26 protein-coding genes, 1 tRNA gene and 1 riboswitch are annotated in these 24,782 nt (G+C 68.1%); of the genes, 7 read left to right on the top strand and 20 right to left on the bottom strand.

Translation table 11 applies throughout. From position 1 onward, the window contains the following. Positions 1–16: 16 nt before the first annotated feature. Positions 17–247: a 50S ribosomal protein L31 gene (gene rpmE / locus AC4GYU_RS09620; RefSeq protein ID WP_491086663.1), complete on the bottom strand. Its 231-nt coding sequence runs from the start codon at positions 245–247 to the stop codon at positions 17–19. Between the two features lie 115 nt (positions 248–362). Beyond that, a riboswitch (adenosylcobalamin-variant (AdoCbl-variant) riboswitch) is annotated at positions 363–458 on the top strand. A 94-nt stretch (positions 459–552) separates the two neighbouring features. On the opposite strand from rpmE, the gene AC4GYU_RS09615 reads away from it, so the two are divergent. From AC4GYU_RS09615 to AC4GYU_RS09600, 4 genes are read left to right on the top strand one after another with little or no spacing between them, the layout of a single operon-like run. After that, a complete protein-coding gene (locus tag AC4GYU_RS09615) occupies positions 553–2,385 on the top strand; it encodes a TonB-dependent receptor plug domain-containing protein (protein WP_491086662.1) in 1,833 nt (610 codons plus the stop codon). Beyond that, positions 2,375–3,106 (top strand): substrate-binding domain-containing protein, encoded by a 732-nt coding sequence (locus tag AC4GYU_RS09610; RefSeq protein ID WP_491086661.1) that lies wholly within the window; start codon positions 2,375–2,377, stop codon positions 3,104–3,106. The genes AC4GYU_RS09615 and AC4GYU_RS09610 overlap by 11 nt, the downstream gene beginning before the upstream one ends. Beyond that, positions 3,103–4,062: a FecCD family ABC transporter permease gene (locus AC4GYU_RS09605; RefSeq protein WP_491086660.1), complete on the top strand. Its 960-nt coding sequence runs from the start codon at positions 3,103–3,105 to the stop codon at positions 4,060–4,062. Before AC4GYU_RS09610 ends, AC4GYU_RS09605 begins: the two co-directional genes overlap by 4 nt. After that, entirely contained in the window at positions 4,059–4,787 is a 729-nt protein-coding gene (locus AC4GYU_RS09600) for an ABC transporter ATP-binding protein (RefSeq protein WP_491086659.1), read from the top strand. The genes AC4GYU_RS09605 and AC4GYU_RS09600 overlap by 4 nt, the downstream gene beginning before the upstream one ends. Here AC4GYU_RS09600 and fabZ read toward each other — a convergent pair. The 12 genes from fabZ to AC4GYU_RS09540 form a co-directional block, all read right to left on the bottom strand. Further along, positions 4,753–5,229: a 3-hydroxyacyl-ACP dehydratase FabZ gene (gene fabZ / locus AC4GYU_RS09595; protein ID WP_491086658.1), complete on the bottom strand. Its 477-nt coding sequence runs from the start codon at positions 5,227–5,229 to the stop codon at positions 4,753–4,755. The two genes, AC4GYU_RS09600 and fabZ, sit on opposite strands and share 35 nt — an antisense overlap. 4 nt (positions 5,230–5,233) lie before the next feature. Beyond that, a complete protein-coding gene (locus AC4GYU_RS09590; protein ID WP_491086657.1) occupies positions 5,234–5,842 on the bottom strand; it encodes an OmpH/Skp family outer membrane protein in 609 nt (202 codons plus the stop codon). Beyond that, positions 5,842–8,484: an outer membrane protein assembly factor BamA gene (bamA, locus tag AC4GYU_RS09585; protein ID WP_491086656.1), complete on the bottom strand. Its 2,643-nt coding sequence runs from the start codon at positions 8,482–8,484 to the stop codon at positions 5,842–5,844. Before bamA ends, AC4GYU_RS09590 begins: the two co-directional genes overlap by 1 nt. Before the next feature lie 145 nt (positions 8,485–8,629). Beyond that, positions 8,630–9,760, bottom strand: a complete 1,131-nt coding sequence (gene rseP / locus AC4GYU_RS09580) for an RIP metalloprotease RseP (RefSeq protein ID WP_491086655.1) — start codon at positions 9,758–9,760, stop codon at positions 8,630–8,632. After that, the gene (locus AC4GYU_RS09575) at positions 9,760–10,914 is read right to left on the bottom strand and encodes a 1-deoxy-D-xylulose-5-phosphate reductoisomerase (RefSeq protein WP_491086654.1); all 1,155 of its coding nucleotides are present in this window, start codon (positions 10,912–10,914) and stop codon (positions 9,760–9,762) included. The genes rseP and AC4GYU_RS09575 overlap by 1 nt, the downstream gene beginning before the upstream one ends. Next, positions 10,914–11,561, bottom strand: a complete 648-nt coding sequence (locus tag AC4GYU_RS09570) for a phosphatidate cytidylyltransferase (protein WP_491086653.1) — start codon at positions 11,559–11,561, stop codon at positions 10,914–10,916. The genes AC4GYU_RS09575 and AC4GYU_RS09570 overlap by 1 nt, the downstream gene beginning before the upstream one ends. Continuing rightward, the gene (gene uppS / locus AC4GYU_RS09565; protein WP_491086910.1) at positions 11,558–12,226 is read right to left on the bottom strand and encodes a polyprenyl diphosphate synthase; all 669 of its coding nucleotides are present in this window, start codon (positions 12,224–12,226) and stop codon (positions 11,558–11,560) included. The genes AC4GYU_RS09570 and uppS overlap by 4 nt, the downstream gene beginning before the upstream one ends. Positions 12,227–12,368: 142 nt before the next feature. Then, positions 12,369–12,926, bottom strand: coding sequence for a ribosome recycling factor (gene frr, locus AC4GYU_RS09560; protein WP_491086652.1), 558 nt, complete (start codon positions 12,924–12,926; stop codon positions 12,369–12,371). Positions 12,927–12,929: 3 nt separating this feature from the next. Next, positions 12,930–13,655, bottom strand: coding sequence for a UMP kinase (pyrH, locus tag AC4GYU_RS09555; RefSeq protein WP_491086651.1), 726 nt, complete (start codon positions 13,653–13,655; stop codon positions 12,930–12,932). Positions 13,656–13,850: 195 nt separating this feature from the next. After that, positions 13,851–14,783: a translation elongation factor Ts gene (gene tsf, locus AC4GYU_RS09550; protein WP_491086650.1), complete on the bottom strand. Its 933-nt coding sequence runs from the start codon at positions 14,781–14,783 to the stop codon at positions 13,851–13,853. Between the two features lie 135 nt (positions 14,784–14,918). Further along, complete coding sequence (rpsB, locus tag AC4GYU_RS09545) at positions 14,919–15,674, bottom strand: 30S ribosomal protein S2 (protein ID WP_491086649.1); 756 nt, start codon at positions 15,672–15,674, stop codon at positions 14,919–14,921. A 115-nt stretch (positions 15,675–15,789) separates the two neighbouring features. After that, positions 15,790–15,866 (bottom strand) — tRNA-Met (locus AC4GYU_RS09540). 119 nt (positions 15,867–15,985) lie between these two features. On the opposite strand from AC4GYU_RS09540, the gene AC4GYU_RS09535 reads away from it, so the two are divergent. Further along, positions 15,986–16,405, top strand: coding sequence for a DUF3775 domain-containing protein (locus tag AC4GYU_RS09535; RefSeq protein ID WP_491086648.1), 420 nt, complete (start codon positions 15,986–15,988; stop codon positions 16,403–16,405). On the opposite strand, the gene AC4GYU_RS09530 is transcribed toward AC4GYU_RS09535, so the two are convergent. The 3 genes from AC4GYU_RS09530 to AC4GYU_RS09520 all read right to left on the bottom strand — a co-directional run bounded on the left by AC4GYU_RS09530 (position 16,402) and on the right by AC4GYU_RS09520 (position 19,543). After that, positions 16,402–16,905, bottom strand: coding sequence for a 2'-5' RNA ligase family protein (locus AC4GYU_RS09530; protein WP_491086647.1), 504 nt, complete (start codon positions 16,903–16,905; stop codon positions 16,402–16,404). The genes AC4GYU_RS09535 and AC4GYU_RS09530 overlap by 4 nt on opposite strands. After that, on the bottom strand, positions 16,902–17,468 hold the full coding sequence (locus AC4GYU_RS09525; protein WP_491086646.1) for a PRC-barrel domain containing protein: 567 nt from the start codon (positions 17,466–17,468) through the stop codon (positions 16,902–16,904). Before AC4GYU_RS09525 ends, AC4GYU_RS09530 begins: the two co-directional genes overlap by 4 nt. A 122-nt stretch (positions 17,469–17,590) precedes the next feature. Then, positions 17,591–19,543 carry a potassium transporter Kup gene (locus tag AC4GYU_RS09520; RefSeq protein ID WP_491086645.1) on the bottom strand — a complete coding sequence of 651 codons (1,953 nt, stop codon included), beginning with the start codon at positions 19,541–19,543 and terminating at the stop codon, positions 17,591–17,593. 157 nt (positions 19,544–19,700) lie between these two features. Here AC4GYU_RS09520 and ald point away from each other — a divergent pair, with 157 nt between their 5' ends. Together ald and AC4GYU_RS09510 are read left to right on the top strand one after the other, a co-directional pair. Next, positions 19,701–20,804, top strand: a complete 1,104-nt coding sequence (gene ald / locus AC4GYU_RS09515; protein ID WP_491086644.1) for an alanine dehydrogenase — start codon at positions 19,701–19,703, stop codon at positions 20,802–20,804. Positions 20,805–20,866: 62 nt separating this feature from the next. Continuing rightward, positions 20,867–21,091, top strand: a complete 225-nt coding sequence (locus tag AC4GYU_RS09510; protein WP_491086643.1) for a DUF3072 domain-containing protein — start codon at positions 20,867–20,869, stop codon at positions 21,089–21,091. A gap of 42 nt (positions 21,092–21,133) precedes the next feature. On the opposite strand, the gene AC4GYU_RS09505 is transcribed toward AC4GYU_RS09510, so the two are convergent. From AC4GYU_RS09505 to AC4GYU_RS09490, 4 genes are all read right to left on the bottom strand, one after another. Continuing rightward, positions 21,134–21,817 carry a tetratricopeptide repeat protein gene (locus tag AC4GYU_RS09505; protein WP_491086642.1) on the bottom strand — a complete coding sequence of 228 codons (684 nt, stop codon included), beginning with the start codon at positions 21,815–21,817 and terminating at the stop codon, positions 21,134–21,136. Continuing rightward, positions 21,817–22,197, bottom strand: a complete 381-nt coding sequence (locus AC4GYU_RS09500; protein ID WP_491086641.1) for a cytochrome c-type biogenesis protein — start codon at positions 22,195–22,197, stop codon at positions 21,817–21,819. The genes AC4GYU_RS09505 and AC4GYU_RS09500 overlap by 1 nt, the downstream gene beginning before the upstream one ends. Positions 22,198–22,301: 104 nt before the next feature. Next, positions 22,302–22,832: a DsbE family thiol:disulfide interchange protein gene (locus tag AC4GYU_RS09495; protein WP_491086640.1), complete on the bottom strand. Its 531-nt coding sequence runs from the start codon at positions 22,830–22,832 to the stop codon at positions 22,302–22,304. Further along, a complete protein-coding gene (locus tag AC4GYU_RS09490) occupies positions 22,829–24,739 on the bottom strand; it encodes a heme lyase CcmF/NrfE family subunit (protein WP_491086639.1) in 1,911 nt (636 codons plus the stop codon). The genes AC4GYU_RS09495 and AC4GYU_RS09490 overlap by 4 nt, the downstream gene beginning before the upstream one ends. Between the last annotated feature and the right edge of the window lie 43 nt (positions 24,740–24,782).

Below are 24,782 nucleotides of genomic sequence, written 5' to 3'. Positions count from 1 at the left end.
TGACGATGAGTCCGGCTTACTTCTTGCCGAGCGTCAGGCCGCCGAAGCGCTTGTTGAAGCGCGCGACCTGGCCACCCGCGTCGAGCATCTTGCCGGTGCCGCCGGTCCAGGCCGGGTGGGCGGTCGGGTCGATGTCGAGGTGAAGCGTGTCGCCCTCCTTGCCCCAGGTCGAACGGGTCTGGAACTTCGTGCCGTCGGTCATCTCGACGGTGATGAAGTGATAATCGGGATGAGCGCCGTTCTTCATGGGTCGTTTCCTTGGGATAGCGGCTGGTTCCGACCAGCCTTGAAAAGGTCGCGGCCCTCTAACCGTTACGGGCTTTCTTGACAAGGCAGGCAGGGAGCGCGGACAAGGCGCGCGGGATCAGGACCCGAGGAAGCCGGTGCAACTCCGGCGCTCTGCCCGGAACGGTGAGTGGCTGCCGAATGCAGCGACAAGTCCGATCGTCGGCCTGATCTGTCGTCCGATCGACCGTCCGGGGCCAGGCGGAAGACGTGGCAGCAGCCTCCGAGACGACTGAGTGAAATGTCGTCTTGAGGAGTGCCTGAACCTTGTTCCTGACCGATCTTCCCCCTTCGCCGGTCCCGGCGGAGACCATCGTCGTTACCGCCTCCCGCGCGCCCGAAGCGCAGGATCGGACCCCGTCCAGCGTCACCGTCATCCGCACCGAACGCACGACCCAGCTCGGCGAACCGCTGCTTGCCAGTCTGCTTCGCCTGACCCCGTCCGCGTCACTGTCGGTGTCGGGCAGCGCGGGCTCGCAGACCCAGCTCCGCTTACGCGGAGCGGAAGCCAATCACACCCTCCTCTTCATCGACGGGATCCGCGCCAACGATCCCGCCGCCGGCAACGAGCCGCGCTTCGAGCTGCTTTCGGCCGACCTTGCCGACCGGATCGAGGTGGTCCGCGGCCCGCAGTCGGCGCTGTGGGGAAGCGAAGCCATCGGCGGCGTGGTCTCGCTGACCGCAAGCCCGGTGACCGGCGCCAGCGCGACCGCCGAGGCAGGCAGCCACGGCTTTGCACGGATCGGCGGATCGGCCGGCCTGGCGCGGAACGGCCTCACCCTCGGCCTTGCCGTGGGCTTTCAGGGCGCGCGGGGGATCAACAGCTTCGCCGGGGGCCCGGGTGACCGCGACGGCTATCGCAACGGCGTGCTGCGCGGCCGGGTCGACTGGACCCGCGGCCCCCTCACCCTCTCGGCGAGCGGCTTCGCCATCCGCGCCCGGTCGGAGTTCGACGGGTTCGATCCCGTCTTCTTCGTCCGCGCCGACACCGGCGATGAAAGCCGCAACCGGCTTGGCGCGGGGCGGTTCGGCCTCCGCTTCGAACAGGATGGCTGGACCGCTTCGGCCGGCGTCTCGCGGCTGAGCTCGCGGAATCGCAACCTCCTCGACGATGCGGGGCAGAACCGCACCAAGGGCCGGCGCGACACGCTCACGGGCGAGATCGGCCGCCGGATCGAAGCGGGTGGCATCGCCCACCGGCTGACCGTTGCGGGGGAATGGAGCGAGGAGAAGTTCCGCGCCTCCGACACCATCTACGGCGGCTTCACCAATCAGCGCCGCTCGCGCGAGCAATCGGCGGTGACCGGCGAATATCGCGGCGAGGCGGGGCCGGTGGTTGCGACGGTGGCGCTTCGCCACGATGCGTTCAGCGATTTTCGCGATGCGACCACGGTCCGCGTGGGCGCGCTGGTCACAATCGGCGGCGGGCTGCAACTCGCGGCCAACTGGGGCGAGGGGATCGCGCAGCCGACTTTCTTCGACCTCTACGGCTTCTTCCCCGGAAGCTTTCAGGGCAATCCGGCGCTTCGCCCCGAACGCAGCCGGGGCGGCGAAGTCTCGCTGCGCTGTCATCAGGGCCCGTGGCGCGCGGCCGCGACCGTCTACCGCCAGCGGCTTCGCAACGAGATCATCGACAGCTACGATCCCGTCTCGGGCCTGTCCTCGGCGGAGAATGCGGAGGGACGGAGCAAGCGGCAGGGGGTAGAGCTTGAAGCCGGCTACAGCCCGGGCGATTGGCTCAATCTCACCGCGACCTTCGCGACGCTCGATGCCAGCGAGCCCGCCGGGCGCGAGCTTCGCCGACCGCGCCGAAGCGGGTCAATCGCCGCCGACGGCGTGGCGGGCGCTTTCCGCTATGGCGCTGCGCTGAGCTACACCGGATCGCGCCGCGACCGCGACTTCGACCTTTTCCCGGCCCCGCTGGTCCGGCTCAGCCCCTACTGGCTGGCAAGCGCGCGGGTCGGCTACATGCTGGGCGACAAGGCGGAGGTCTTCGCGCGGGTAGCCAATGCCTTCGACGACAAAGCGGTCGACGTGGTCGGCTATCGCTCGGAAGGGAGGACGGCCTATGCCGGCATTCGCCTTGGCCTTGGCGGCTGACGCGGCCGTCCGCGCCGCGTCGCTCAACCTGTGCACCGACGAACTGCTCCTGCTGCTCGCGCGGCCGGAGCAGATCGTCTCGGTCAGCCATCTCAGCCAAACGCCCGACGAGACCGCCCTGTGGCAGCGGGCGCGGCGCTATCCGCGCAACGACGGCAGCCTCGAAAGCGTCGCCCCGCGGCGCCCCACCCTGATCCTCTCGATGGGGGGAAGCGGCCGGGCCCGGGCGGCGCTGGCGGGAAAGCTCGGCTATCGTTTCCTCGACCTCGCTTATGCCGCAACCCCGCGTGAGACGGTCGGGCAGGCCGAACAGGTCGCCGCCGCGCTCGGCCGGCCCGAGGCGGCACGGCCCTGGCGGGCGTGGCTCGCCCGGCTCGAGGCCAGCCGCCCGCCCCTGCGCGACGCGGCCTTCGCCACCGGCGGCGGGCTGAGCCTTGCCCCAGACGGGCTCGGCGCGCGCTGGCTCGCGCTCGCGGGCTATCGCCAGCGGGCGCTTCGTGGCAATCGCCTGTCCTTGGAAGAGCTCGCAGCAAGCCCGCCCAGCTTGTTGATCCGAAGCGATTATCGCGCGCGCCAGGCGAGCCGCGCCACGGCCTGGTTCGCCCATCCGCTGGTGCGCCGACTGCAGGACCGAACAATATCCACCGATGGCCGCCCCTGGACCTGCGGCGGTCTGCCGATGCTGGCCGAGGTCACCCGGCTGAGGAAGCTGCGGCGGTGACCCGGAGCCCGGCACCGCTCTTCGGCTTTGGCCTGCTGCTCGTCCTGGCCGCGCTGGCGATGCTCTGGCCGCTTGGCCCGCTCGAAGGCCCGGGTGCCGTCCGCAATCTCGTCCTTGTCGAGCTTCGCCTGCCCCGTCTGCTCCTCGCGCTCGGCTATGGCGCGACGCTGGGGCTGACCGGCGCGGCGCTGCAGGCCTTGTTCGCCAACCCCCTCGCCTCGCCCGACCTTACCGGCGCGAGCAGCGGCGCGGCACTGGGCGCGGTGGTCGGGAGCAGCTTCCTCGGCTTCGTCAGTCCGCTCGCCATGGGCGCGAGCGGCGCCGCGGGGGCGGGCCTTGCCCTCTTCCTGCTGTTCGCACTTGCCGGACGGCGCTCGGATACATCCACTCTGCTCCTCGCCGGCCTCGCCATCAGCCTCGCCGCCGGGGCCGCGACCAGTCTCGCGCTCGCCCTCGCCCCCTCGCCCTTCGCTTTCTACGAGGCGTTCGACTGGTTGATGGGAAGCCTCGTCGACCGCAGCCTCCCCCAGGCCGCCGCCGCGCTCATTCCTGCCGGGCTGGCCTGCGCCTTCCTTGCGACCCGTGCCGGCGCGCTCGACCGGCTGACCCTCGGGGAGGATGTCGCCGCCTCGCTCGGCACCGATCCGCGACGGCTCCAGCGCGAGGTCGTCATCGCCGCGGCGATTGCGGTCGGGGCCTGCGTCGCGGTTGCGGGCGCGGTCGGCTTCATCGGGCTGATCGCCCCCGTCATCGCGCGGCGCTGGACCCGCGGGCATCCGGGACGGGCGCTCCTCCCCGCCGCGCTCCTCGGGGCGATCCTGCTGACCGCCGCCGACCTCCTCACCCGCGTCGCCCCGCTTGGCCGGAGCATCCCGCTCGGGTTGGTGACCGCGGTTGCCGGCACCCCGCTCTTCCTCTGGGTGCTGCTGCGGATGCGCTGGAGGCTGACGGCATGACGTCACTCCTGGAAGCGCGCGGCCTCGCCGTTCCCGGCAGGCTCGCCCCGCTCGATCTTGCCGTATCGCCGGGCGAGCGCATCGGGCTGATCGGGCCGAACGGCAGCGGCAAGACCAGCCTGCTGAGGGCGCTCGCGGGGATCGACGGCGAGGCGGACGCGCTCGAAATCGGCGGCGAGAGCCTGCGCTTGCTCAGCCCCGCGCGTCGCCGCGCCTTGCTCTCCTTTCTTCCTGCGTCCCGCGACATGGCGTGGCCGATCCCGGTGCGCGACGTCGTCGCGCTAGGGCTCGACCGGCCCGATCCGGCGCGAGTGGAGGAATTGCTGGCGATCCTCGATCTCGAGGCCCTGGCGGAGCGGGCCGTCGACCGACTGTCGACGGGCGAACGGGCGCGCGCGCTCCTCGGCCGGGCGCTCGCGCCGCGGCCCAGACTTCTGCTGCTCGACGAGCCCCTGTCCAACCTCGACCCGGCCTGGGCCCTGCGTACGCTTGCGCTGCTGGACGACATCGCGCGCGAGGGCGCCGCAGTGATCGCCTCGGTCCACGATCTGTCACTGGTGGGCGGCTTCGACCGCCTGCTGATGCTGGGACACGGGAAGCTGGTGGCCGACGGCACGCCGGACGCGATCCTCGGATCGGCGGCATTCCGGCAGGTGTTCGGGGTCGAGCCGGCAGCGACCGGCTGGACGCTCAGTGCTTCGGCGGATCGGCGATCATCGCCGTGAAATTGGCCTCGGCGGCAAGCTTGCCGTCGACGAAGGCCTGGCCGGCGAACTTGCAGACGCTGCTGCGCTTCTGGACGAAGCTGACCTTCAGCTCGAGCAGGCAGCCCGGCTCGACCGGCGTACGGAACTTCGCCCCGTCGATCGCCATGAAGTAGACGAGCTTGCCAGAGCCGGCGAGGCCGAGGCTCTCGACCGCGAGCACGCCGGCGGCCTGCGCCATCGCCTCGACGATCAGCACGCCCGGCATGATCGGACGGCCGGGGAAATGCCCCTGGAAGAATTGCTCGTTGATCGTCACCGCCTTGATGGCGGTGATGCGCTCATCCGGGACCAGTTCGGCGACCCGGTCAACGAGCAGCATGGGATAGCGATGGGGCAGCGCCGCCATCACCGCACGAATGTCGCGCGGCGCGTTGCTGGTGGTGCTGCCCCCGTCGCTCATCGGCTTAGCGGCCCTGCGGACGCTGCTGCTGCGCCGGCGCGGCCTGCTGCGGCAGCGGAGTGACGCTGACCGACGGAAGCTGCTGGTTCAGCGCGGCGAGGACATCGGTGGTGATGTCGACGCTGTTGGCGCGGGCGAGGGTCGCATTGGTGTCGATCGACACGTTGGCGCCCTTCTGGGTCATGACCTGGTTGATGATCGGGCCGAGGCGAGCGTCGATCTGCTGGCGGACATTGGCCTGCGTCGACTGGAGGTTCTGCTGCAGGCGGGCGAGCTCCTGGTTCGCGGTCTGCTGCGACTGCTGCCAGCGCTGGACGCGCTGCGAAAGGGCCGCCGGCGGGTTCTGCTTCTGGGCGGCCGGGAGCGCGTCGACGGCGGCCTGGATGGCCTTGCCCTCGGTCTCGATCGGGGCGGCCAGCGCCTGCTGGCGCGAACGGATCGAATTGGCCTGGGTCTGCAGCTGCGACACGGCCGACTTGCAGGCGGTGCACTCGGTGTAGATGCGGTCGGTGTCGACCACCGCGATCACTGCGGCCGGAAGGCGGTTCTGGGCGGCGGCCGGAGCGGCCACGGCAACGACGCCGAGCGCCGCAAGCACGAACTTGTTGGTCATCAGAATGCAGTCCCTACGTTGAATTGGAAGAGCTTGGTGTCGTCGCCTTCCTGGCTCAGGATCGCCTTGGCGAGGTCGATGCGGAGCGGGCCGAAGGGCGAGGTCCAGTTGACGCCGATGCCGATCGAGAGACGCGGCTTGGCGCTGTCGCCGAGATATTCCTCGCGATAGCCGGGGGTGAAGGTCGGGTCGGCCGAGCCGGTCGGACGGCCCGGGAGGGTCGCGCAATTGCTCTGGCTCTGGCCCGCGACCAGCGGGATGTTGGTGACGGTGGCGGTGTCACCGGTGCCGACCACGAAGGTGCAGACGCCCGGCACGTTCGCCAGCGTCGGCGAGCGCAGCTTGAACAGCGAACCGACGTCGATGAAGGCCGACGGGCGGAGGCCGAGGTTACGCGCGCCCGCGCCGAGCGGGAGCTCGAGCTCGAGCCGGCCCTGGTAGTAAGCGCGGCCGCCGAGCGCGTCGGTGATCCGGCCCTTCTCCTCGAGCGTCGTGCCGTCACCCGTATAGTTGGTGCGGCGGATGCGCGGGCCGATGCCGCGCAGGTCGAACCCGCGCAGCTGCGGCGTGAAGAAGCGGTCCGAGATGCGGATCGGGTCGAGCTCCGGACGACGGGCCTTCTCGAGCGCATGGATGTAACCGCCCTCGGCGCGCGCCGAGAGGATGAAGCCGCGGCCGAGGCCCCAATATTTTGTCGCTTCGGCGCGCTGGCGCAGATACTTCACCGAGCCGCCGAGACCGGCGAAGTCCTGGCTGAACACCATCCGCTGGCCGCGGGTCGCGCGGATGCCGTTGGTGTTGTCATAGACCAGGCTGTAGCCGACCAGCGAGGTGGTTCGCTTGCCCAACTCGTCGCAGAGATACTGGCCGGCCTTGGCGGGATCGCAGACGAGGCCACCCGGGCCGCTGCCGTCGAGGTCGGTGTAGAAGGTATCCTTGTCGAGCGTGATGTCGTCGAGGTTGAGCGTGTAGCGGGTCCCGAAGTTGATATATTCGTTGATCGGGAAACCGAGCGAGAAGCCGCCACCGGTCTGGACCTGGCTGTAGGTCCGGTTCCGCTCGCTACCGATATAGTTGAAGCTGCTGAAGTCGCGGCGATAGATCTGGCCGCCGAGCAGGATCTGCTTGTCGAACAGATAAGGCTCGGTGAAGCCGAGGTTCACCGACTTCGAATAGCGCGAATAGTTGACGCCCGCGGAGAGCGACTGGCCCATGCCGCGGAAGTTGTTCTGCTCGACCGACAGCGCGAGGATGAAGCGCTCGAGGCTCGAATAGCCCGCCGACACCTGGAGCTGGCCGGTCGGCTTCTCCTCGACGTCGACATTGAGCGCGACCCGGTCCGGAGCGACCTGCTCCTGCTTCACTTCCAGCTTCTCCTGGAAGTAGCCGAGGCTCTGAATGCGGTCCTGGCTGCGCTTCACCTTGAGGGTGTTGAAGGCATCGCCCTCGTTGACGCGGAATTCGCGGCGGATGACCTTGTCGCGGGTGCCGGTGTTGCCGCTGACGTTGATCCGGTCGACGTAGGTGCGCGGGGTCTCGCCCACCCGGAAGGTGATGTTCATCGTCCGTGTGTCGGCCTGGCGGTCATAGGCCGGGTCGATCTCGGTGAAGGCGTAGCCGAGGAGACCCGCCGATTCGTTGAGACGGGTGACCGCGTCCTCGATCGCCTTGGCGTTGAACCAGTCGCCCTTCTTGATTCCGGCGAGCGCCAGGATCGTGTCGTTCTTGAAGTCGCGCAGTTCGGATTCGGCGGCGATGTCGCCGAACTTGTAGCGCGGGCCTTCCTCGACGACGTAGGTGATGACGAAGTCGCGGCGGTCCGGGGTCAACTCGGCGAGCGCCGAGACGACGCGGAAGTCGGCATAGCCCTGAGTCAGGTAGAAAGCGCGAAGCTTCTGCTGGTCGGCCGCGAGACGGTCGGGATCATAGGTGTCGTTGGACTTGAGGAAGCCGAGCAGGCCGCCCGATTCCCGCGTGTACATCTCCTTGCGGAGCTGGCCGTCGGAGAATTTGTCGTTGCCGATGATGTTGATCGCGCGGACCTTGCTGAGGTCGCCTTCGCGGATCTCGAACACCAGGTCGACGCGGTTCTGGTCGAGGTTGACGATCTTCGGCTCGACCCGGGCGCCGTAGCGGCCCTGGCGCTTGTAGAGCTCGATGATGCGCTCGACGTCGGCGCGGACCTTGGAGCGGGTGAAGATCTGCCGCGGCGCGAGCCGGATCTCGGGGCGGATCTTGTCTTCCTTGAGGCGCTTGTTGCCCTCGAGGACGATGCGGTTGACGACCGGATTCTCGCGCACCTCGATGACGAGGTTGCCGGTGTCGACGCCGGTGATCTGCGCATCCTGGAACAGCTCGGTGTCGTACAGCGCCTTGATCGCCGCATCGAGCGTCTCGCTGTCGTAGGGCTGGCCGGGCTGGAGCTGCGAATAGGAGCGGACTGTTTCCGCCTCCAGCCGCTGCGCGCCGCGGACCGCGACGCTACGGATGATCCGCTGCTGGGCCACGGCCGGGGCCGGGGCTGGCGCCGCCTGGGGCGCCGGGGCCGTGGTCGCCGACGCGGCCGTCTGGGCCAGTGCCGGAGCGGTCCAACCGCCGATGATGGTGCCGAGCAGCAGCGCTGCCTGCGTCCGCCTGGTCAAAGCCTTGTTCGCCTCTGAACTCACGTAATCGTTCCCCGCCATCGGAAAATGCCTGATGATGCGTCCGTTCGGACGGCTTTGCGAATGCCTGCTTGCCTCTAGCGGGCGGCCCCTGCCCCGCCAACCTGCTTTAATCAAGCGTACGTCAGCCCAACAATCGCCCCAATGCCTGCCACAGACCGATCGACCCCAAATCGTTGAAGGTCGCGACCAGCATCAAGGTCAGAAGAGCGGCCAGTCCGCCGCGAAACAGCCACTCCTGCGCCTGCGCTTCCAGCGGACGGCGGCGAGCCGCCTCGACCGCGTAAAGCGCGAGATGTCCCCCGTCGAGCATCGGGACTGGCAGGAGATTGATGAACCCGAGGTTTATCGAGAAGAAGGCCAGCAGCTGCACGAATTCGAACATGCCGATGCTGGCGACCTGGCCGGCGACCTGCGCCATCTTGATTGGACCGCCGAGCTCGGTCAGCGGACGTCGGCCGGTGACGATCTGCCACAGGCCGAGCGCGGTCCCCTCGATGACATTGCCGGTGACCTTCACGGCCTCCGGCAGGAGCGCGAGCGGGCCGACCTTCTCGTAGACCCGCTTGGGCGAGCCGATGCCGAGGCGGCCGATGCGGAACTTCTGTCCGAACCGATCCTCCTCCATCACCGTGGCGAGGTTGGTCGAGACGTCGCGGGCGACGCCGTCGCGGGTGACGGTCAGCGTGATCTGCTCACCGGGGCGAAGCCGGGCATAGTCGGACAGTTCGTTGAAGTCGTCGATCGCGCTGCCGTTGGCGGAAAGGATCCGATCCCCCGGCCGAAGCCCGGCCACCGCGGCTGGCGAGCCCGGCAGGACGGTCGCGATCACCGCCGGGGTGCGCGGCGCTCCATAGACGGCGATGAAGGCGGCGAAGATCAGGACTGCCAGGATGAAATTGGCGATCGGTCCCGCCGCGACGACCAGCGCGCGCTGCCACACGGGTTTCGCGTGGAAGGCGCGGAGCCGCTCGTCCGGGGGCAGGCTGTCGAGGTCCTTGCCCATCGAGGCCGGGTCCATGTCGCCCGCGAACTTGACGTAGCCGCCAAGCGGCAGCCAGCCGACCTTCCAGCGGGTTCCGCGCTTGTCGGTCCAGCCCGCGACCTCGCGGCCGAAGCCGATCGAGAAGGTGTCCGCCCCGATCCCGAACCAGCGGCCGACGATGTAATGGCCATATTCGTGGATGAAGACGAGCGGGCCAAGAGCCGCGAGAAACGCCAGCAGGATGAACCAGATAGGCGGCGTTTCGAGCATCAGGCAGCAACATCCCGAAGCGCTTCGCGGGCACGCACGCGCACCTCGGCGTCGAGCGCGAGGACATCGGGGATGCTGGTCGGAAGTGGCCTGTCCATATCGGTCAGCATCTTCTCTACCAGTTCGGCGATGGCGGCAAAGTGAATTGCGCCGCCGAGGAAGGCCTCGACTGCGACCTCGTTCGCCGCGTTCAGAGTGAGCGGCGCCGCCCCGCCGCGGCGAAGCGCCTCGCGGGCAAGCCGGAGCGCGGGGAAGCGCAACGGATCGGGCGCCTCGAAATCGAGCCGCGCGACTGCAAGCAGGTCGAGCCGCCGCGCGCCGGTCGCCATCCGCTCGGGAAAGGCGAGGATATGGCCGATTGGAACGCGCATGTCGGGCGAGCCGAGCTGCGCCAGCATCGAGCCATCGGCATATTCAACGAGGCTGTGGATGACCGACTGCGGGTGGACGAGGATGTCGATCCGGCTCTCGGGCAGCGCGAACAGGTGGTGCGCCTCAATCAGCTCGAGCCCCTTGTTCATCATGGTCGCGCTGTCGACGCTGATCTTGGCGCCCATCGACCAATTGGGATGCGCGACCGCCTGCGCCGGGGTGACGCGGGCCATCTGTTCGGCCGTGAAAGTGCGGAAGGGTCCGCCGCTCGCGGTCAGGATCAGGCGCGAGACGCGGTCGCAATCCTGGCCCGCAAGGCACTGGAAGATCGCATTATGTTCGCTGTCGATAGGAAGCAGGGTCGCACCGGTGCGGCGGGCCTCCTCGAGCATCAGCTCGCCCGCCGAGACGAGCGCTTCCTTGTTGGCGAGGCCGATGGTCTTGCCGGCGCGGACCGCCGCCATGACCGGGGCGAGCCCGGCGGTGCCGACGATCGCGGCGATGACGAGGTCGGCCGAGGTCGCCGCTTCGGCGAGCGCCGCTTCGCCCGCCGCGGCGCGGATCCCAGAGCCCGCGAGTGCCGCTTCGAGTTCGGCAAGGCGGGATTGGTCCGCGATGACCGCCAGTTCGGCGCGGGTCCGGCGCGCATCGTCGGCGAGCTGCGCGACGTTGGTCGCCGCGGTCAGTGCGGTGACGGCAAAACGTTCGGGTGCGGCTTCGACGAGATCGAGGGTCGAGCGGCCGATCGAGCCGGTCGCGCCGAGGATGGCGATGCGCTTCATCAGCCGAGACCCGCGAGCACCGCCAGCGCGGTGAGGACGGCGACCGGGACCAGCCCGTCGAGCCGGTCGAACACGCCGCCGTGGCCGGGCAGGATCCGCCCGCTGTCCTTGACCCCAGCCTTGCGCTTCATCCAGCTTTCGAACAGGTCGCCCGCCGCCGCCGCCGCGGCGAAGACGGGCGCGAGCACCAGCCAGGCCCAGTCGAGCTGGCGGTTCACCGCCCAGATGCCAGACAGGAGCGTTGCCGCGACAAGGCCGCCGACAAGGCCGGAGATTGTCTTGTTGGGGCTGATCGTCGGCGCGAGCTTGGGCCCGCCGAAGGTGCGTCCGGTGAAGAAAGCGCCAATGTCGGCGCTCCAGGTGACGATGAAGGCCCAGAGGACGAGTTCGAAGCCCTTTGACCCAACCGGCACCCCTGCCCGCTCGCGCACCCAAAGGAGGGCGAGCGCTGGGAGCAAGGCAAAGATGAAGCCGGCGACATGCCAACCGAGGCCCCAGCCCCGGACCATCTTCGACCATTCGTAATAGATGGCGGTCGCGGCCGCAGCGACGAGGATCGCGAAGGCGGTCCCGCCGAACCATTCGGCGGTGAGCGCGGTCAGGATCATCAGCACGCCCGTGACGGAGCGCAGTGCGACTTCGTTCATCGGCCGCCGAACCGCCGCTGGCGCCGGGCGAATTCGGCGAGCGCGGCGCCGAACGCCGCCTCGTCGAAGTCCGGCCACAGGACGTCGGTGAAATGAAGCTCGGCATAGGCCGCCTGCCACAGCAGGAAGTTCGACAGCCGCACCTCACCCGAAGTCCGGATCAGGAGATCGAGCGGCGGAAGGTCGCGGGTGTGGAGCAGGCTCTCGAGCATCGGCACGTCGATGCCCTCGGGGTCGAGCGTCCCTGCGGCGGCCTGGCGGGCAAGCTCGCGCGCGGCGCCGACTAGTTCAGCCTGGCTGCCATAGTTGAGCGCCACGACCAGGGTCAGCCGGTCGTTTGCGGCGGTTTCCTCGACCGCACGCTGGAGGCGATCGTAAAGCTCGTTGCCGAAGGCCGCGGGCTCGCCGATCAGCTGAAGGCGGACCTTCTCCTTCTGGAGCGTGCCGAGCTCGCGCTCGAGGTAGAAGCGCATCAGGCCCTTGAGGTCGCTGACCTCGTCCTCGCTGCGCCGCCAGTTCTCGCTCGAGAAGGCGTAGAGGGTGAGGACCTCGACCCCGCTGTCGACCGCTGCCTGCATCGTCCGGCGCACGGCCTCGGCCCCGGCGCGATGCCCGGCGACCCGCGGCAGCGAGCGCTTGGCGGCCCAGCGGCCGTTGCCGTCCATGATGATGGCGACGTGGCGGGGGATCGCCCTTTGCCCTTCGACGTCGCGCTCCGCGCTCCGCTCAGGACGAACGATGGGGTCGGACACGTTCAGCTCGTTCGTGCTGAGCGAAGTCGAAGCACGGTACCGGTTCGACGCGACCTCACTTGCCGAGGATTTCCTTTTCCTTGGCCGCAGCCGCCGCATCGACCTCCTTGATCGTGTCGTCGGTCATCTTCTGGACTTCGGTGTCGAGGCGCTTGTGCTCGTCCTCGGCGATTTCCTTCTTCTTCTCGTCGGTCTTCAGCGCGTCCATCGCGTCGCGGCGAACGTTGCGGACCGCGACCCGGGCCTTCTCGGCATATTGGCTGACGAGCTTGGCGAGCTCCTTGCGGCGCTCCTCGGTCATGTCGGGGATCGGCAGGCGGATCATCTGCCCGTCGGTGATCGGGTTGATGCCGAGGCCGGCCGAACGGATCGCCTTTTCGACCGAGGTGATGTTCGAGCGGTCCCACACCTGCACCGAGATCATCCGCGGCTCGGGGACCGAGACGGTCGCAACCTGATTGAGCGGCATCTTGGCGCCATAGACCTCGACCTGCACCGGATCGAGCAAAGCGGTCGAGGCGCGGCCGGTGCGAAGACCGCCGAGGTCGCTCTTGAGCGCTTCGACGGCGCCCGTCATGCGGCGCTGGATATCGGCCTTGTCATAGGCTGGCATTGGTCAGTTTCCCTCCTGGTCCTGAACGATCGTCGCAACGCCTTCGCCCGCCAGCACCTTGGCGAGATTGCCCGGCTCGCGGATGTTGAAAACGACGATCGGAATGTCATTGTCACGGCACAAGGCGACCGCGGCCGCGTCCATGATCTTGAGATCTTCGGCGAGCACCCGGTCGAAGCCGATGGTGTCGAAGCGCTTGGCGTCGGCGACCTTCTTGGGGTCGGCCGAATAGACGCCGTCGACGCTGGTGCCCTTGAAGAGCGCATTGCACTTCATCTCGGCGGCGCGGAGCGCGGCGCCGGTATCGGTGGTGAAGTAAGGCGAGCCGACGCCCGCGGCGAAGATCACCACGCGGCCCTTGGCGAGGTGGCGTTCGGCACGGCGGCGGATGACCGGCTCGCACACCTGGTCCATCTTGATCGCCGACTGGACGCGGGTCTCGACGCCCATCTGCTCGAGCGCATTCTGGACCGCGAGCGCGTTCATCACGGTCGCGAGCATGCCCATGTAGTCGGCCTGGGCCCGGTCCATGCCCTTGGCGGCGCCGGCCATGCCGCGGAAGATATTGCCACCGCCGATGACGAGGCAGAGTTCGAAGCCGGCTTCCTTGGCGGCCTTCACCTCGGCGGCCATGGCGGCGACGGTCGAGGGATCGATGCCGAACTGGCCGGGGCCCATCAACGCCTCGCCCGACAGCTTCAGAAGGATGCGGTTGAAGCGGCGGGGCATGGGGCGATCGGTCTCCAGCAAGCGAAACGGGGCGGAGGCGCTTCTATGCAGCCCCCGCCCCGTTGGGAAGTGCAGACTTGCCGCTCCCCTTCTGGGGAGCTGTCACGAAGTGACTGAGGGGTTCGCCGCGCGCACCGCAAACCCCTCCGTCAGCCTTCGGCTGCCACCTCCCCCGAGGGGGAGGGGCAAGATGTCTTACGCGACGCCGGCGGCGGCGGCGACTTCGGCAGCGAAGTCGCTCTGCTGCTTCTCGATGCCTTCGCCGAGCTGGAAGCGGACGAAGTCCTTGACGGTGACGTTGCCGCCGGCCGACTTGGCTTCACCGGCGACCCAGTCCTGGACCGGGGTCTTGCCGTCGAACACGACCGCCTGGCTGAGCAGCGCCGATTCCTTGCGGAACTTGTCGACCGGACCCTTGAGGATCTTCTCGGCGATGTCGGCCGGCTTGCCGGCGATCTTGTCGGCATTCTTCTCGCGGGCGATCGCGGCTTCACGCTCGATCACGGCCGGGTCGATGTCGTCGCCGGTCAGCGCCAGCGGGTTGGCCGCGGCGATGTGCATGGCGAGCTGGCGGCCGATGGCTTCGAGCTTGTCGGCCGGGGCGTCGCCCTCGAGCGCGACCAGGACGCCGATCTTGCCCATGCCCGGCGCCGCAGCGTTGTGGACGTAGGAGACGACGCGGCCCTGGCTCACCGAAAGGCTCTTGGCGCGGCGCAGGTTCTGGTTCTCGCCGATGGTGGCGATGTTCTCGGTCAGCGCTTCCTCGACCGTCTTGCCGTTCGGCATCGACGCCTTCTTGAGCGCCTCGACGTCGTCGCCGGTCTGCAGCGCAAGCTGCGTCACGTCGCGGACGAAGCCCTGGAACTGCTCGTTCTTGGCGACGAAGTCGGTTTCCGAGTTGACCTCGACGACCACGCCCTTGGTGCCGTCGACGGCCGCGCCGACGAGACCCTCGGCGGCGGTGCGGCCGGCCTTCTTGCCCGCCGAAGCGAGACCCTTGGCGCGCAGCCAGTCGATCGCCGCCTCGATGTCGCCGCCGGTCTCGGCCAGCGCCTTCTTGCAGTCCATCATGCCGGCGCCCGAGCGCTCGCGCAGTTCCTTGACCATTGCGGCCGTGATGTCAGCCATTTGGAATTCCTTTGTGGAGCCGTTCGTCCGAGCGTCCTTCGACTACGCTCAGGACGAACGATGTTGTGCTTTCAAGACTCGTTGGTCCTGAGCGGAGCGCGAAGCGCGTAGTCGAAGGGCCGCTCTGAAAAGGGCTTACGCCTCGACCGCGGCTTCGACCGGCGGCTCGGCCATGGCGCCGATGTCGACACCCTGGCGCTGCGCATTGCCCGACTTGCCGGCGAGCGACGCTTCGGCGATCGCGTCGGCATAGAGTCGGATGGCGCGGCTGGCGTCGTCGTTGCCCGGGACCGGGAAGGCGATGCCTTCGGGGTTCGAGTTCGAGTCGAGGATCGCGACGACCGGAATGCCGAGGACGTTGGCTTCCTTGATCGCCAGCTCTTCCTTGTTGGTGTCGATCACGAACATGACGTCGGGCAGGCCGCCCATGTCACGGATGCCGCCGAGGCTCTTCTCGAGCTTGTCACGCTCGCGGGTGAGCTGCAGGACTTCCTTCTTGGTCAGACCGGCGGTGTCACCCGACAGCTGCTCCTCGAGGCTCTTGAGGCGCTTGATCGAGTTGGAGATGGTCTTCCAGTTGGTCAGCATGCCGCCGAGCCAGCGATGGTTGACGAAATGCTGGCCCGAACGCTGCGCGGCCTCGGCCACGGCGTCCTGCGCCTGGCGCTTGGTGCCGACGAACAGCACCTTGCCGCCGCGAGCGACGCTCTGCTGGACGAAGTCGAGCGCGCGGGCGAACAGCGGAACGCTCTGCGAGAGGTCGATGATGTGAACGCCGTTGCGGTCGCCGAAGATGTACGGCTTCATCCGCGGGTTCCAGCGGTGGGTCTGGTGGCCGAAGTGGGCGCCAGCTTCGAGCAGTTGCTGCATCGTGACGAGCGTGCTCGCCATAGGATAATTCCTTCCGGTTGATCCTCTGGGGGGCGGGAACGAAGCATTTGCGCTTCGCACCGGGCTATGTTGCCCCCCATGCGGGTTTTCAGTTCACCATCGGGCGTGACCGACGTGGTAGCGGAGGAGGGACTTGAACCCCCGACACGCGGATTATGATTCCGCTGCTCTAACCAGCTGAGCTACTCCGCCCCGCAGTCGAGGCGCCGTGATGGCGGGCGGGCATATAGGCGGGGGTTTCGGAGCGGTCAACGGAGAAGGAACCGGTCTCCCCCACCCTGTGTTACGCAGGCCAAAGGAGAGACTTTATCATGGACCCGCTGACCCCCATCGACACCCTGTGCCGGATCATCCTGCGCGCCAAGGAATATGAGGCGCAGGTGCCGTCCGATTATGACGCGGACGAGGATGCGGACAATGTCGACGGCGAGGATGGCGAAGCGCTGTCGGTGCTCGACGACGACATCAACGATGGCGTCGAGGAAGAGCTTCGCGCGGCGATCGACGACCTTGCCGAGGACCAGCAGGCCGAGCTCCTCGCCTTCTGCTGGGTCGGCCAGGGCACCTACGAGGCGAGCGACTGGGACGAGGCGATCGCCGAGGCGACCGACGAGATTCGCGCCGGCAACGTCGTCGACCAGTTTCTCGAGATGCCGATGCTCGCGAGCGTGCTCGAGAGCGGCATGGCGGCGTTCGATCTCTCCTGCGACGGCGTGGGCGACCTCAGCTAGGGCCGGAAGGGCCAGCGGCCGAGCCGCTCCCACGGCCCGCCGAGATAGCGATGCAGTTCGAGGGCCGCGATCTTCAGGGGTCGCGGCCCGAATTGCGATTCGAGGGTCCGGAGCACGGCCTTGGCGGCGGCGGGCTCGGCCTTGTTCATGACGGTGACGTGCGGACGCCAGCCCTGCGAATCCTGCGCGCTCAGATAGCCGTGGAAATGCTCGGCGATCTCGCCCCGGATCTTCTCGAGTTCTTCGGACGCGATTCGGTAGGCGACTCCGCGGCCAAGGTTCATCAGTCCGGCGACGGTCGCTTTGGGCGGAGCCCGCCGAGACAGTTCGGACAACAGGCGCGCGGCCTCCGCCTCGGCCGAGGGCGGGAGAGCATGGAACATGGTGAGGTGGGCGCTCAGCTGGTTGCGCTCGGGCGGGAAATAGGTCCGCCGTTCGCCGTCGAGCCAGGCAAAGTCCTCGCGGCCGAGCCCGGCGGTGACGATCAGCGCGCCGCTCACCGGCCCGGCCAGTTGTCGCGGGGAAGTTCGGGCAGGCGCGCAAAGGCCGCGGTTTCGATGTCGCTGTTCACCGCGCCGTCGTGGACCTTGAGGCCGTGCCAGTCGACCCGGCGGATGGTCTCCCCCACCCCGGCCATGCCGCCCTCGGCGACGACCAGATAGGACAGGCTTCCGCTGTTGCAGCCGACCATCGCGTCGACGCAGGTGCCAAGGTCGCTCCCGTCACGCGCCTTGAGCTTGGCGGCCGTCAGGGTCGAGGCCGGGAACAGGGTCTCGCTGCTGAGCTCGCGCGATTTTTCGGCGGCGCGACTGGCGCCCTCCTCGAGCTTCGCCTGACGGCCGAGCCAGCGATAGACGCCGAAGGCGTTGAGCAGGGTCATCACGACATTGGTCCACATCAGCGCCGGCTGCCCGGTCAGCAGTCCGGTGGTGAACCAGGCGAGCGAGCCGATGGTGAAGATGATGAAGCCGATGCCGGTAATCCGGCTGCCGAGGTTCGAGGCGGTGAAGCAGGCGGCAGTGATGGTCGCGATGGTCGCGACCCAGGAGGCGAGTTGATCCATGCGCGGTGAAGCCCCGAACCGCACCGAAAGTTGCGTCGTCCCGGCGGTGGCCGGGACCTCAAGAGGTATGCGCGTTCGGCGACGCGGTTCCGGACTTCGCCGGGACGACGCGTGTCAGGGGGTCAGATTTCGACCTGGCTGCCCAGCTCGACCACCCGGTTGGGCGGAAGCTTGAAGAATTCCATCGCGCTTTCCGAGTTGCGAAGCATCCAAGCGAACAGCCGTTCGCGCCAGCTCGCCATGCCCGGGCGCGACGTCGAGATGAGCGTCTGACGCGCGAGGAAGAAGCTGGTGTCCATCATCTTGCAGGCCGGGCCGCAGCCTTCGAGCTTGCCGAGGTCCTGGGGGACATTGAGCTCGTCCATGAAGCCGTAGCGCAGGATCACGCGGAAGAAGCCCGCCGTATAGTCCTGAGTCTCCATCCGCTTCTCGACCGGCACATAGGGCACGTCCTCGATCCGGACGGTCAGCAGCATCACGCGCTCGTGCAGCACCTTGTTGTGCTTGAGATTGTGGAGCAGCGCGTGGGGCACGCCCTTGGCCGAGCTGGTCATGAAGACGGCGGTGCCGGGGACGCGCGTCGCGCTGCTCGCGGCGGACTTCACGAACACTTCCATCGGCAGGCTCGCCTCGGCCATGCGCAGCAGCATCAGCTGGCGGCCGCGGGCCCAGGTGGTCAGCATGGTGAAGGCGATGGCGCCGACCAGCAGCGGGAACCAGCCGCCGACCGGGACCTTGAGAAGGTTGGCGCCGAAGTAGGCGAGGTCGACGACGAAGAAGAGCGCGAGGAGCGGCCAGGCCTTCCACGCCGGCCACTTCCACAGCGAACCGAGGACCACCGCCAGCAGCAGGGTGTCGATGAACATCGCGCCGGTGACCGCGATGCCGTAGGCGGCGGCGAGGTTCGAGCTCGAGCGGAAGTTCACCACCAGCAGCAGCACCATCACCATCAGCGCCCAGTTGATCGCCGGGATGTAGATCTGGCCAGCGGCGGTCTCGCTGGTGTGGCGGATGCGCAGGCGCGGGATGAAGCCGAGCTGGATCGCCTGCTGGGTGACCGAGAAGGCGCCGGTGATCACCGCCTGGCTGGCGATGATCGTGGCGCAGGTCGCGAGCAGCACGAGCGGGAGGCGCAGCGTGTCGGGCGCGAGGAAGAAGAAGGGGTTCTTGACCCGCTCAAGCGCTTCGGCGGGCGAGACCGAAAGCAGCATCGCACCCTGGCCGAGATAGTTGAGCAGGAGGCAGACGAGGACCAGCACCCAGGCGTAGCGGATCGGCTGGCGGCCGAAATGGCCCATGTCGGCATAGAGCGCTTCGGCGCCGGTGACGGCGAGCACGACCGAGCCCATGGCGATGAAGGCCGGGAGCGGCTCGGCGAGGAAGAAGGCGGCGGCGTTGCCGGGATTGAGCATCTCCACCACCAGCAGCGGCTGGGCGGCGAGGTGCGACACGCCGAGCACCGCGAGGGTGATGAAGTAGACGATCATGATCGGCCCGAAGAGGTTGCCGACCTTGGCCGTGCCCCGGCTCTGGATCATGAACAGGCCGATGAGGATCCCGATCGCGAGCGGGAGCACGAACGGTTCGAACCCCTGGTTGACCGTGGTCAATCCCTCGACCGCCGACAGGACCGAGATCGCCGGGGTGATCATGCTGTCGCCGTAGAAAAGCGAGGTCGCGAACACGCCGAGGAGGATGATCCCGCTGGTCCACTTGCGCGGGCTTCCGGTCGAGCGGTTGATCAGCGCGAGGAGCGCCAGGCTGCCGCCCTCGCCCTTGTTGTCGGCGCGCATGATGATCGTGACATATTTCAGAGTCACGATGATCATCATCGACCAGAAGATCAGGCTGAGGACACCATAGATATGGAGCCGGTCGGGTGCGAGGAGGTGGTGCCCGGCGAAGGTCTCGCGGAAAGCGTAGATGGGCGAGGTGCCGATGTCGCCGAACACGACTCCGACGGCGCCCACCATCAATTTGGCGAGCGACCCGTGGTGTACCTGGCCATGACCCTGGCTGCCTTCGGTCATCGCTTCGGGAGCGGGGCCGGCAGCACCTTCAGCGGTGACGTTCATCGGGCGCGCCCCCTAGCAGGGGCCTCATGGGCCTGCAATTGCACGACTCTCCCCTGCCCGGCTCGCCGCAAGCTGCTGGCATCCCCGGCCAAACCCGGTCTATAGGCGCGCGCGAAACGCATTACCCATCACAACTCAGCAGAAGGCGATCTTTCCCATGCGCGTTGGCGTGCCCAAGGAAATCAAGAACCACGAATATCGTGTCGGCCTTACCCCGGCCTCGGTCAAGGAGCTGGTCGCGGCCGGTCACGAACTGTTCGTGGAGACCGGTGCCGGCAACGGGATCGACTGCCCCGACAGCGCCTATGTGAAGGCCGGTGCGACCATCCTGCCGAACGCCGAGAGCGTGTTCGACAAGGCCGAGATGATCGTCAAGGTGAAGGAACCGCAGGCGCAGGAAATCGCCCTGCTGAAGCCGCACCACCTGCTCTTCACCTACCTCCACCTCGCCGCCGACAAGCCTCAGGCCGAAGGGCTGATGAAGTCGGGCGCGACCTGCATCGCCTATGAGACGGTGACCAGCCGCTCGGGTTCGCTCCCGCTTCTGAAGCCGATGAGCGAGGTCGCGGGCCGGATGAGCGTCCAGGTCGGCGCCCATTATCTCGAAAAGGAACAGGGCGGCCGCGGCGTGCTCTTGGGCGGCGTTCCGGGCGTGTCCCCGGCGAAGGTCGCGATCCTCGGCGGCGGTGTCTCGGGCGTCAACGCGGCGCAGATGGCGGTCGGCATGCGCGCCGACGTCACCATCTACGACATCTCGATGGAGCGGCTGGCCGAGCTCGACATGTTCTTCTCGAGTCAGATCAAGACGGCCTATGCGACCAAGGCGACCATCGCCAAGGCGGTCGAGGAAGCCGAACTGGTGATCGGCGCGGTGCTGGTCCCCGGCGCCGCCGCGCCCAAGCTCGTCACCCGCGACATGCTCAAGACGATGAAGCGCGGGAGCGTGCTCGTCGACATTGCGATCGACCAGGGCGGCTGCTTCGAGACCAGCCATGCGACCACCCACGCCGATCCGGTGTTCGAGGTCGACGGCATCATCCACTATTGCGTCGCGAACATGCCGGGTGCGGTGGCACGGACCAGTGCCTTCGCGCTCAACAACGCCACCCTGCCCTTCGCGCTGAAGCTCGCCAACCTCGGCGCCGAGGAAGCGATGCGGCAGGACCCGCACCTCGCCAACGGGCTCAACGTGTCGGGTGGCAAGATCCGCCACCAGGCCGTCGCCGAGGCGCTCGACCTTCCGTTCGAGGCCGCCGCCTAAGCGGAACAGGACAAGAACATCGTCGTTGTCCTGCCAGATCAAGTTTTTGAGAAGGCAGGACAATGACGGACAAGATCGACCAGGATCCCAAGGCCCATCCGACCGGCAATGCGGTCAAGGACCCGGATCACTGGACTACCGGCGACGAGCCGATGACGGGGGCGCAGGCTTCCTATCTCCAGACGCTTAGCGAGGAAGCGGGCGAGGAATTCGATTCCTCACTCAGCAAGGCCGAGGCGTCCAAGAAGATCGACGCGCTTCAGGGCGAGACCGGCCGGGGCCAGTAGCGCAATAGCGGCAGCAGCGACCCGGGTTCCCGCCCGGAAACGTCAGCGGCGAGCGGGCGCGGGCGGCGGCGACGTCGGTGCGGGCTCGCCGCCCTGGCGCGGCGGGACCATCTGCTGCTCGGCGATGGCGCCGCTGAGCATCGCCACTCCTTGCGCGATCATCGGCCGGTAACTGACGCCCTCGGGGGTCAGCGCGAGCGACCGGCGAAGGAGCGCCAGCCCCGCCTCGGGATCGCCGCCACGGGCGCGGGCGAGGCCTTCGAAGAAATAAGGCGCCGGGTGGCGCGGGTTGAGCGCCCGTGCCTGCTCGAACGCGAGTTCGGCCGCCGGGGTCATCATCTGGGCATGGTCGACCAGCGCATTGGCGAGCCCGATACGAAGCGCGAGATCGTCAGGATAGCGCTTGAGGCCGGCCTTGACCGCGCCAATTTCCTCACGGGTGTTGCCGCGGCGGGCGAAGGCGTCGGCGACCAGCAGGAAGCGCTCGCCCCCGGTAAAGGTGCCGAGCATCGCCTGGCGCGGACCAGTCAGCGCCAACGCGGGCGGCGGTGCCTCATCCTCCTTGGGCGCGCCGGCCAGCGTCGGATTGCCCTGGAGCGCGTAGCCGGCGGCGCCAACGAACATGGTCGCCAGCATCACTTGCAGCGCCGCACCGCTAAGCTTGCCCGCCAGCCACAGCCCGCCGGCGGTGACGATCAGAAGGATGAGGAGCCAGAGGTAACCCATCAGCGGCGCACCTTGAGACGGCGAAGGACCAGCCACCCGCCCGCGAGCAGCAGAAGCAGGGGAAAGGCCCACAGGAACCAGGTCTCGCGGTCGAGCCGCGGCTGGTAGCTGACCCAGCTACCATAGCGATCGATGAGGAAGGAGCGCACCTCTTCGGGGCTCTCCCCCGCCGCGATCCGGGTCCGGACGAGGTGGCGCATGTCGCCCGCCATCTCGGCATCGCTGTCGTGGATCGACTGGCCCTGGCAGACGAGGCAGCGAAGCTCGCCCATCAGCGCGGTGGCCTGCGCTTCCTGCCGGGCATCGGGAAGCTGCTTGTAGGCATAGGGCGCCGGCGGGCGGTTGGAGTCGGCGTGGGCCGGAAGCGCGAACGCGACCATCAGGGCGAGCGCCAGCGTCCTTCGACTGCGCTCAGGACGAACGACCTTCCGCCACCGTTCGTCCCGAGCGGAGCGCAGCGAAGTCGAAGGGCGCGGGAGGAGCATCACTGCGCCTTCCTCCATGCGTCCATCACCTCGCCGATCTGCTCAGGCGCGATCGGGCCGATATGCTGGTAGCGGATGACCCCGCGGGCATCGACGATGAAGCTTTCGGGCACGCCCGAGGAGCCGAAGGCGATCTGCGCTTCGCCCACGGGATCGCTGCCGATTGCGGCGAACGGATCGCCATTGTCGGCGAGGAACTTGGCGATGTCCTGCGGCTGGTCGCGAAGCGCAATTCCGTCGATCACCACCCCGCGCTTCTGGAGCTCGAGCAGGACCGGCGCCTCGGCGATGCAGGGGACGCACCAGCTGCCGAAGAAGTTGATCAGTCGCGGCTTGCCTTTGCCGAGGTCGGCGCGGGCGAGGCCGGGACGGCCGGGGAGCATGGCGGCGGTGACGAAGGCGGGCGCGTCGCGGCCGATCATCCGGCTCTTGATGGTGGTGTCGGGGGGATCGCTGAGGCGCCAGCCGGCGACCGCGACGAAGCCGACGAAGACGAGCAATGGAAGGAGCAGCCAGAGCTTGCGGCTCATCCCTCGGCTCCGGCAAAGACGGTCGGCCGGGTGCGTTCACGCCGAATCCGCCCGATGAGCGCGAGGAAGCCGCCGAGCGCGATGAGCGCGCCGCCGAGCCAGATCAGGGTCACCATCGGCTTCCACCACAGACGAAGCTGCCACCGGTCGCCTTCGCGGTGGCCGATGACGGTATAGAGCTGGCCGTCGAGGCGGGTAATAATCGCCGCTTCGTTGGTCTCGGTCGGGGGTGCGCTGAAAAAGCGGCTCTGCGGATCGAGCCGGATGCTGGTGCCGCCACGGGTCGCGACGAGGTGGCCCTCGATCGCGGTCCAGTTGGGGCCGCCGACGGGATCGACGCCGTTGAAGCGGACCGACCAGGGCCCGACGGTCAGCACCTCGCCCGGGCGGGCAGCGGCAAGCGTCTCCTTCGTCAGCGAGGAATCGGCCGCGGCGCCGGCCATGGCGACGGCGATCCCGAGATGGCTGACGACCATGCCCCAGATGGTGAGCGGCGTCCGACGGAGCACCCGGCCCTGGAGCGGAAGGAAGCACGCCACTGCAAGGCCCGCGGCGAAAGCGAGGCCAAGCCGAGGGAGCCAGCCCATGTCGGTGCCGAAGGTCGCGGCGAGTGCGATCACCGTCACGACCGTCGGCAACGCGATCCGGCGGAGGTTGGGCCGGCTGTCGCGGCGCCAGCGAAGCAGGGGGCCGAGGAACAGCAGGGCCGCAAGCAGCAAAACGATCGGCCCGGTGACCGCGTTGAAATAGGGCGGCCCGACCGAGATCTTCTCTCCCGACACGGCCTCGACCAGCACCGGATAGAGGGTGCCGACGAACACGGTGCCTAGGATGACCGAGAGAAGGAGGTTGTTCGCGACCAGCGCCCCTTCGCGGCTGACGGGGTCGAACCGTGCGCCCTCGCGCACGCTCGCCACGCGCAGCGCGAACAGCAGCAGGGCCCCGCCGGTGTAGAAGACCAGCAGCCCGAGGATGAAGGTGCCGCGGGTCGGATCGACCGCGAAGCTGTGGACGCTGGTGAGGATGCCCGAGCGCACGAGGAACGTGCCGATCATCGACATGGAGAAAGCGACCACCGCGAGCATGATCGTCCAGGCGCGCAACGAACCGCGGGCCGCGAGCACGTTGATCGAGTGAAGCAAGGCGGTCGCGGCGAGCCATGGCATCAGCGAGGCATTCTCGACCGGGTCCCAGAACCACCAGCCTCCCCAGCCGAGCTCGTAATAGGCCCAGTAGCTGCCGGCGACGATGCCGATGGTCAGCAGCACCCAGGCGCCCAGCACCCACGGCCGCATCGCGCGGGCCATCGCCGGGCCCACCTCGCGGGTGAGGAGCGCACCCACCGCGAGGCTGAAGGCGATCGAGAGCCCGACATAGCCGAGGTAGAGGGTCGGCGGATGGAAGGCGAGGCCCGGGTCCTGAAGGAGCGGGTTGAGCCCCTGCCCGTTCGCCGGCGCCGGATTGAGTCGGGCATAGGGATTGGAGGCGATCAGGAGGAAGCCGAAAAAGCCGAGCGCAAGCAGGGCCTGCGCCCCGAGCGTCGCCCGGAGGCTCTTTTCGGGCAAGCGCCGCTCGACCAGGGCGAGCAGCGCGCCGGCGACGGTCAGCACCGTCACCCAAAGCAGCATCGAGCCCTCGTGATTGCCCCAGGTCCCGGCGATCCGGTAGATGAGTGGCTTGGCGCTATGGCTGTTGGCGACGACCAGTTCGACGCTCGTGTCGGTGCGGACGAACAGCCAGACCAGCATGAAGAAGCTGAACAGGGTCAGCACCCCCTGCGCCACCGCGACCGGAACCACCATGGTGCGCAATTCGCCGATGCGATTGCCGAGCAGCGACAGGGCGAACTGGAGAAGGGCAAGGCTGGCGGCGAGCCAAAGCGCGGCAAGGCCGGCTTCGGCGATCATGCTTCGACCTCCAGGAGATCGTCACCCCGGACTCGATCCGGGG

It is taken from the genome of Sphingomonas sp. SP2 (assembly GCF_058313385.1).
The sequence above is the reverse complement of the archived record's forward strand: the minus strand, read 5'-3'. Positions and strand labels throughout refer to the sequence as shown.

Bases quoted from the DNA above. Each gene is read 5' to 3' on its own strand.
- AC4GYU_RS09570 (WP_491086653.1), bottom strand. From the start codon at position 11,561: ATGAACGAAGTCGCACTGCGCTCCGTCACGGGCGTGCTGATGATCCTG.
- AC4GYU_RS09495 (WP_491086640.1), bottom strand. From the start codon at position 22,832: ATGAGCCGCAAGCTCTGGCTGCTCCTTCCATTGCTCGTCTTCGTCGGC.
- rpsB (WP_491086649.1), bottom strand. From the start codon at position 15,674: ATGGCGAGCACGCTCGTCACGATGCAGCAACTGCTCGAAGCTGGCGCC.
- frr (WP_491086652.1), bottom strand. From the start codon at position 12,926: ATGCCAGCCTATGACAAGGCCGATATCCAGCGCCGCATGACGGGCGCC.
- AC4GYU_RS09505 (WP_491086642.1), bottom strand. From the start codon at position 21,817: ATGGGTTACCTCTGGCTCCTCATCCTTCTGATCGTCACCGCCGGCGGG.
- rseP (WP_491086655.1), bottom strand. From the start codon at position 9,760: ATGCTCGAAACGCCGCCTATCTGGTTCATCCTGCTGGCGTTTCTCGCG.
- AC4GYU_RS09590 (WP_491086657.1), bottom strand. From the start codon at position 5,842: ATGACCAACAAGTTCGTGCTTGCGGCGCTCGGCGTCGTTGCCGTGGCC.
- AC4GYU_RS09520 (WP_491086645.1), bottom strand. From the start codon at position 19,543: ATGAACGTCACCGCTGAAGGTGCTGCCGGCCCCGCTCCCGAAGCGATG.
- AC4GYU_RS09525 (WP_491086646.1), bottom strand. From the start codon at position 17,468: ATGGATCAACTCGCCTCCTGGGTCGCGACCATCGCGACCATCACTGCC.
- uppS (WP_491086910.1), bottom strand. From the start codon at position 12,226: ATGGACGGCAACGGCCGCTGGGCCGCCAAGCGCTCGCTGCCGCGGGTC.
- pyrH (WP_491086651.1), bottom strand. From the start codon at position 13,655: ATGCCCCGCCGCTTCAACCGCATCCTTCTGAAGCTGTCGGGCGAGGCG.
- AC4GYU_RS09500 (WP_491086641.1), bottom strand. From the start codon at position 22,197: ATGGTCGCGTTCGCGCTTCCGGCCCACGCCGACTCCAACCGCCCGCCG.
- AC4GYU_RS09600 (WP_491086659.1), top strand. From the start codon at position 4,059: ATGACGTCACTCCTGGAAGCGCGCGGCCTCGCCGTTCCCGGCAGGCTC.
- AC4GYU_RS09490 (WP_491086639.1), bottom strand. From the start codon at position 24,739: ATGATCGCCGAAGCCGGCCTTGCCGCGCTTTGGCTCGCCGCCAGCCTT.
- fabZ (WP_491086658.1), bottom strand. From the start codon at position 5,229: ATGAGCGACGGGGGCAGCACCACCAGCAACGCGCCGCGCGACATTCGT.
- rpmE (WP_491086663.1), bottom strand. From the start codon at position 247: ATGAAGAACGGCGCTCATCCCGATTATCACTTCATCACCGTCGAGATG.
- AC4GYU_RS09575 (WP_491086654.1), bottom strand. From the start codon at position 10,914: ATGAAGCGCATCGCCATCCTCGGCGCGACCGGCTCGATCGGCCGCTCG.
- ald (WP_491086644.1), top strand. From the start codon at position 19,701: ATGCGCGTTGGCGTGCCCAAGGAAATCAAGAACCACGAATATCGTGTC.
- tsf (WP_491086650.1), bottom strand. From the start codon at position 14,783: ATGGCTGACATCACGGCCGCAATGGTCAAGGAACTGCGCGAGCGCTCG.
- AC4GYU_RS09510 (WP_491086643.1), top strand. From the start codon at position 20,867: ATGACGGACAAGATCGACCAGGATCCCAAGGCCCATCCGACCGGCAAT.
- AC4GYU_RS09535 (WP_491086648.1), top strand. From the start codon at position 15,986: ATGGACCCGCTGACCCCCATCGACACCCTGTGCCGGATCATCCTGCGC.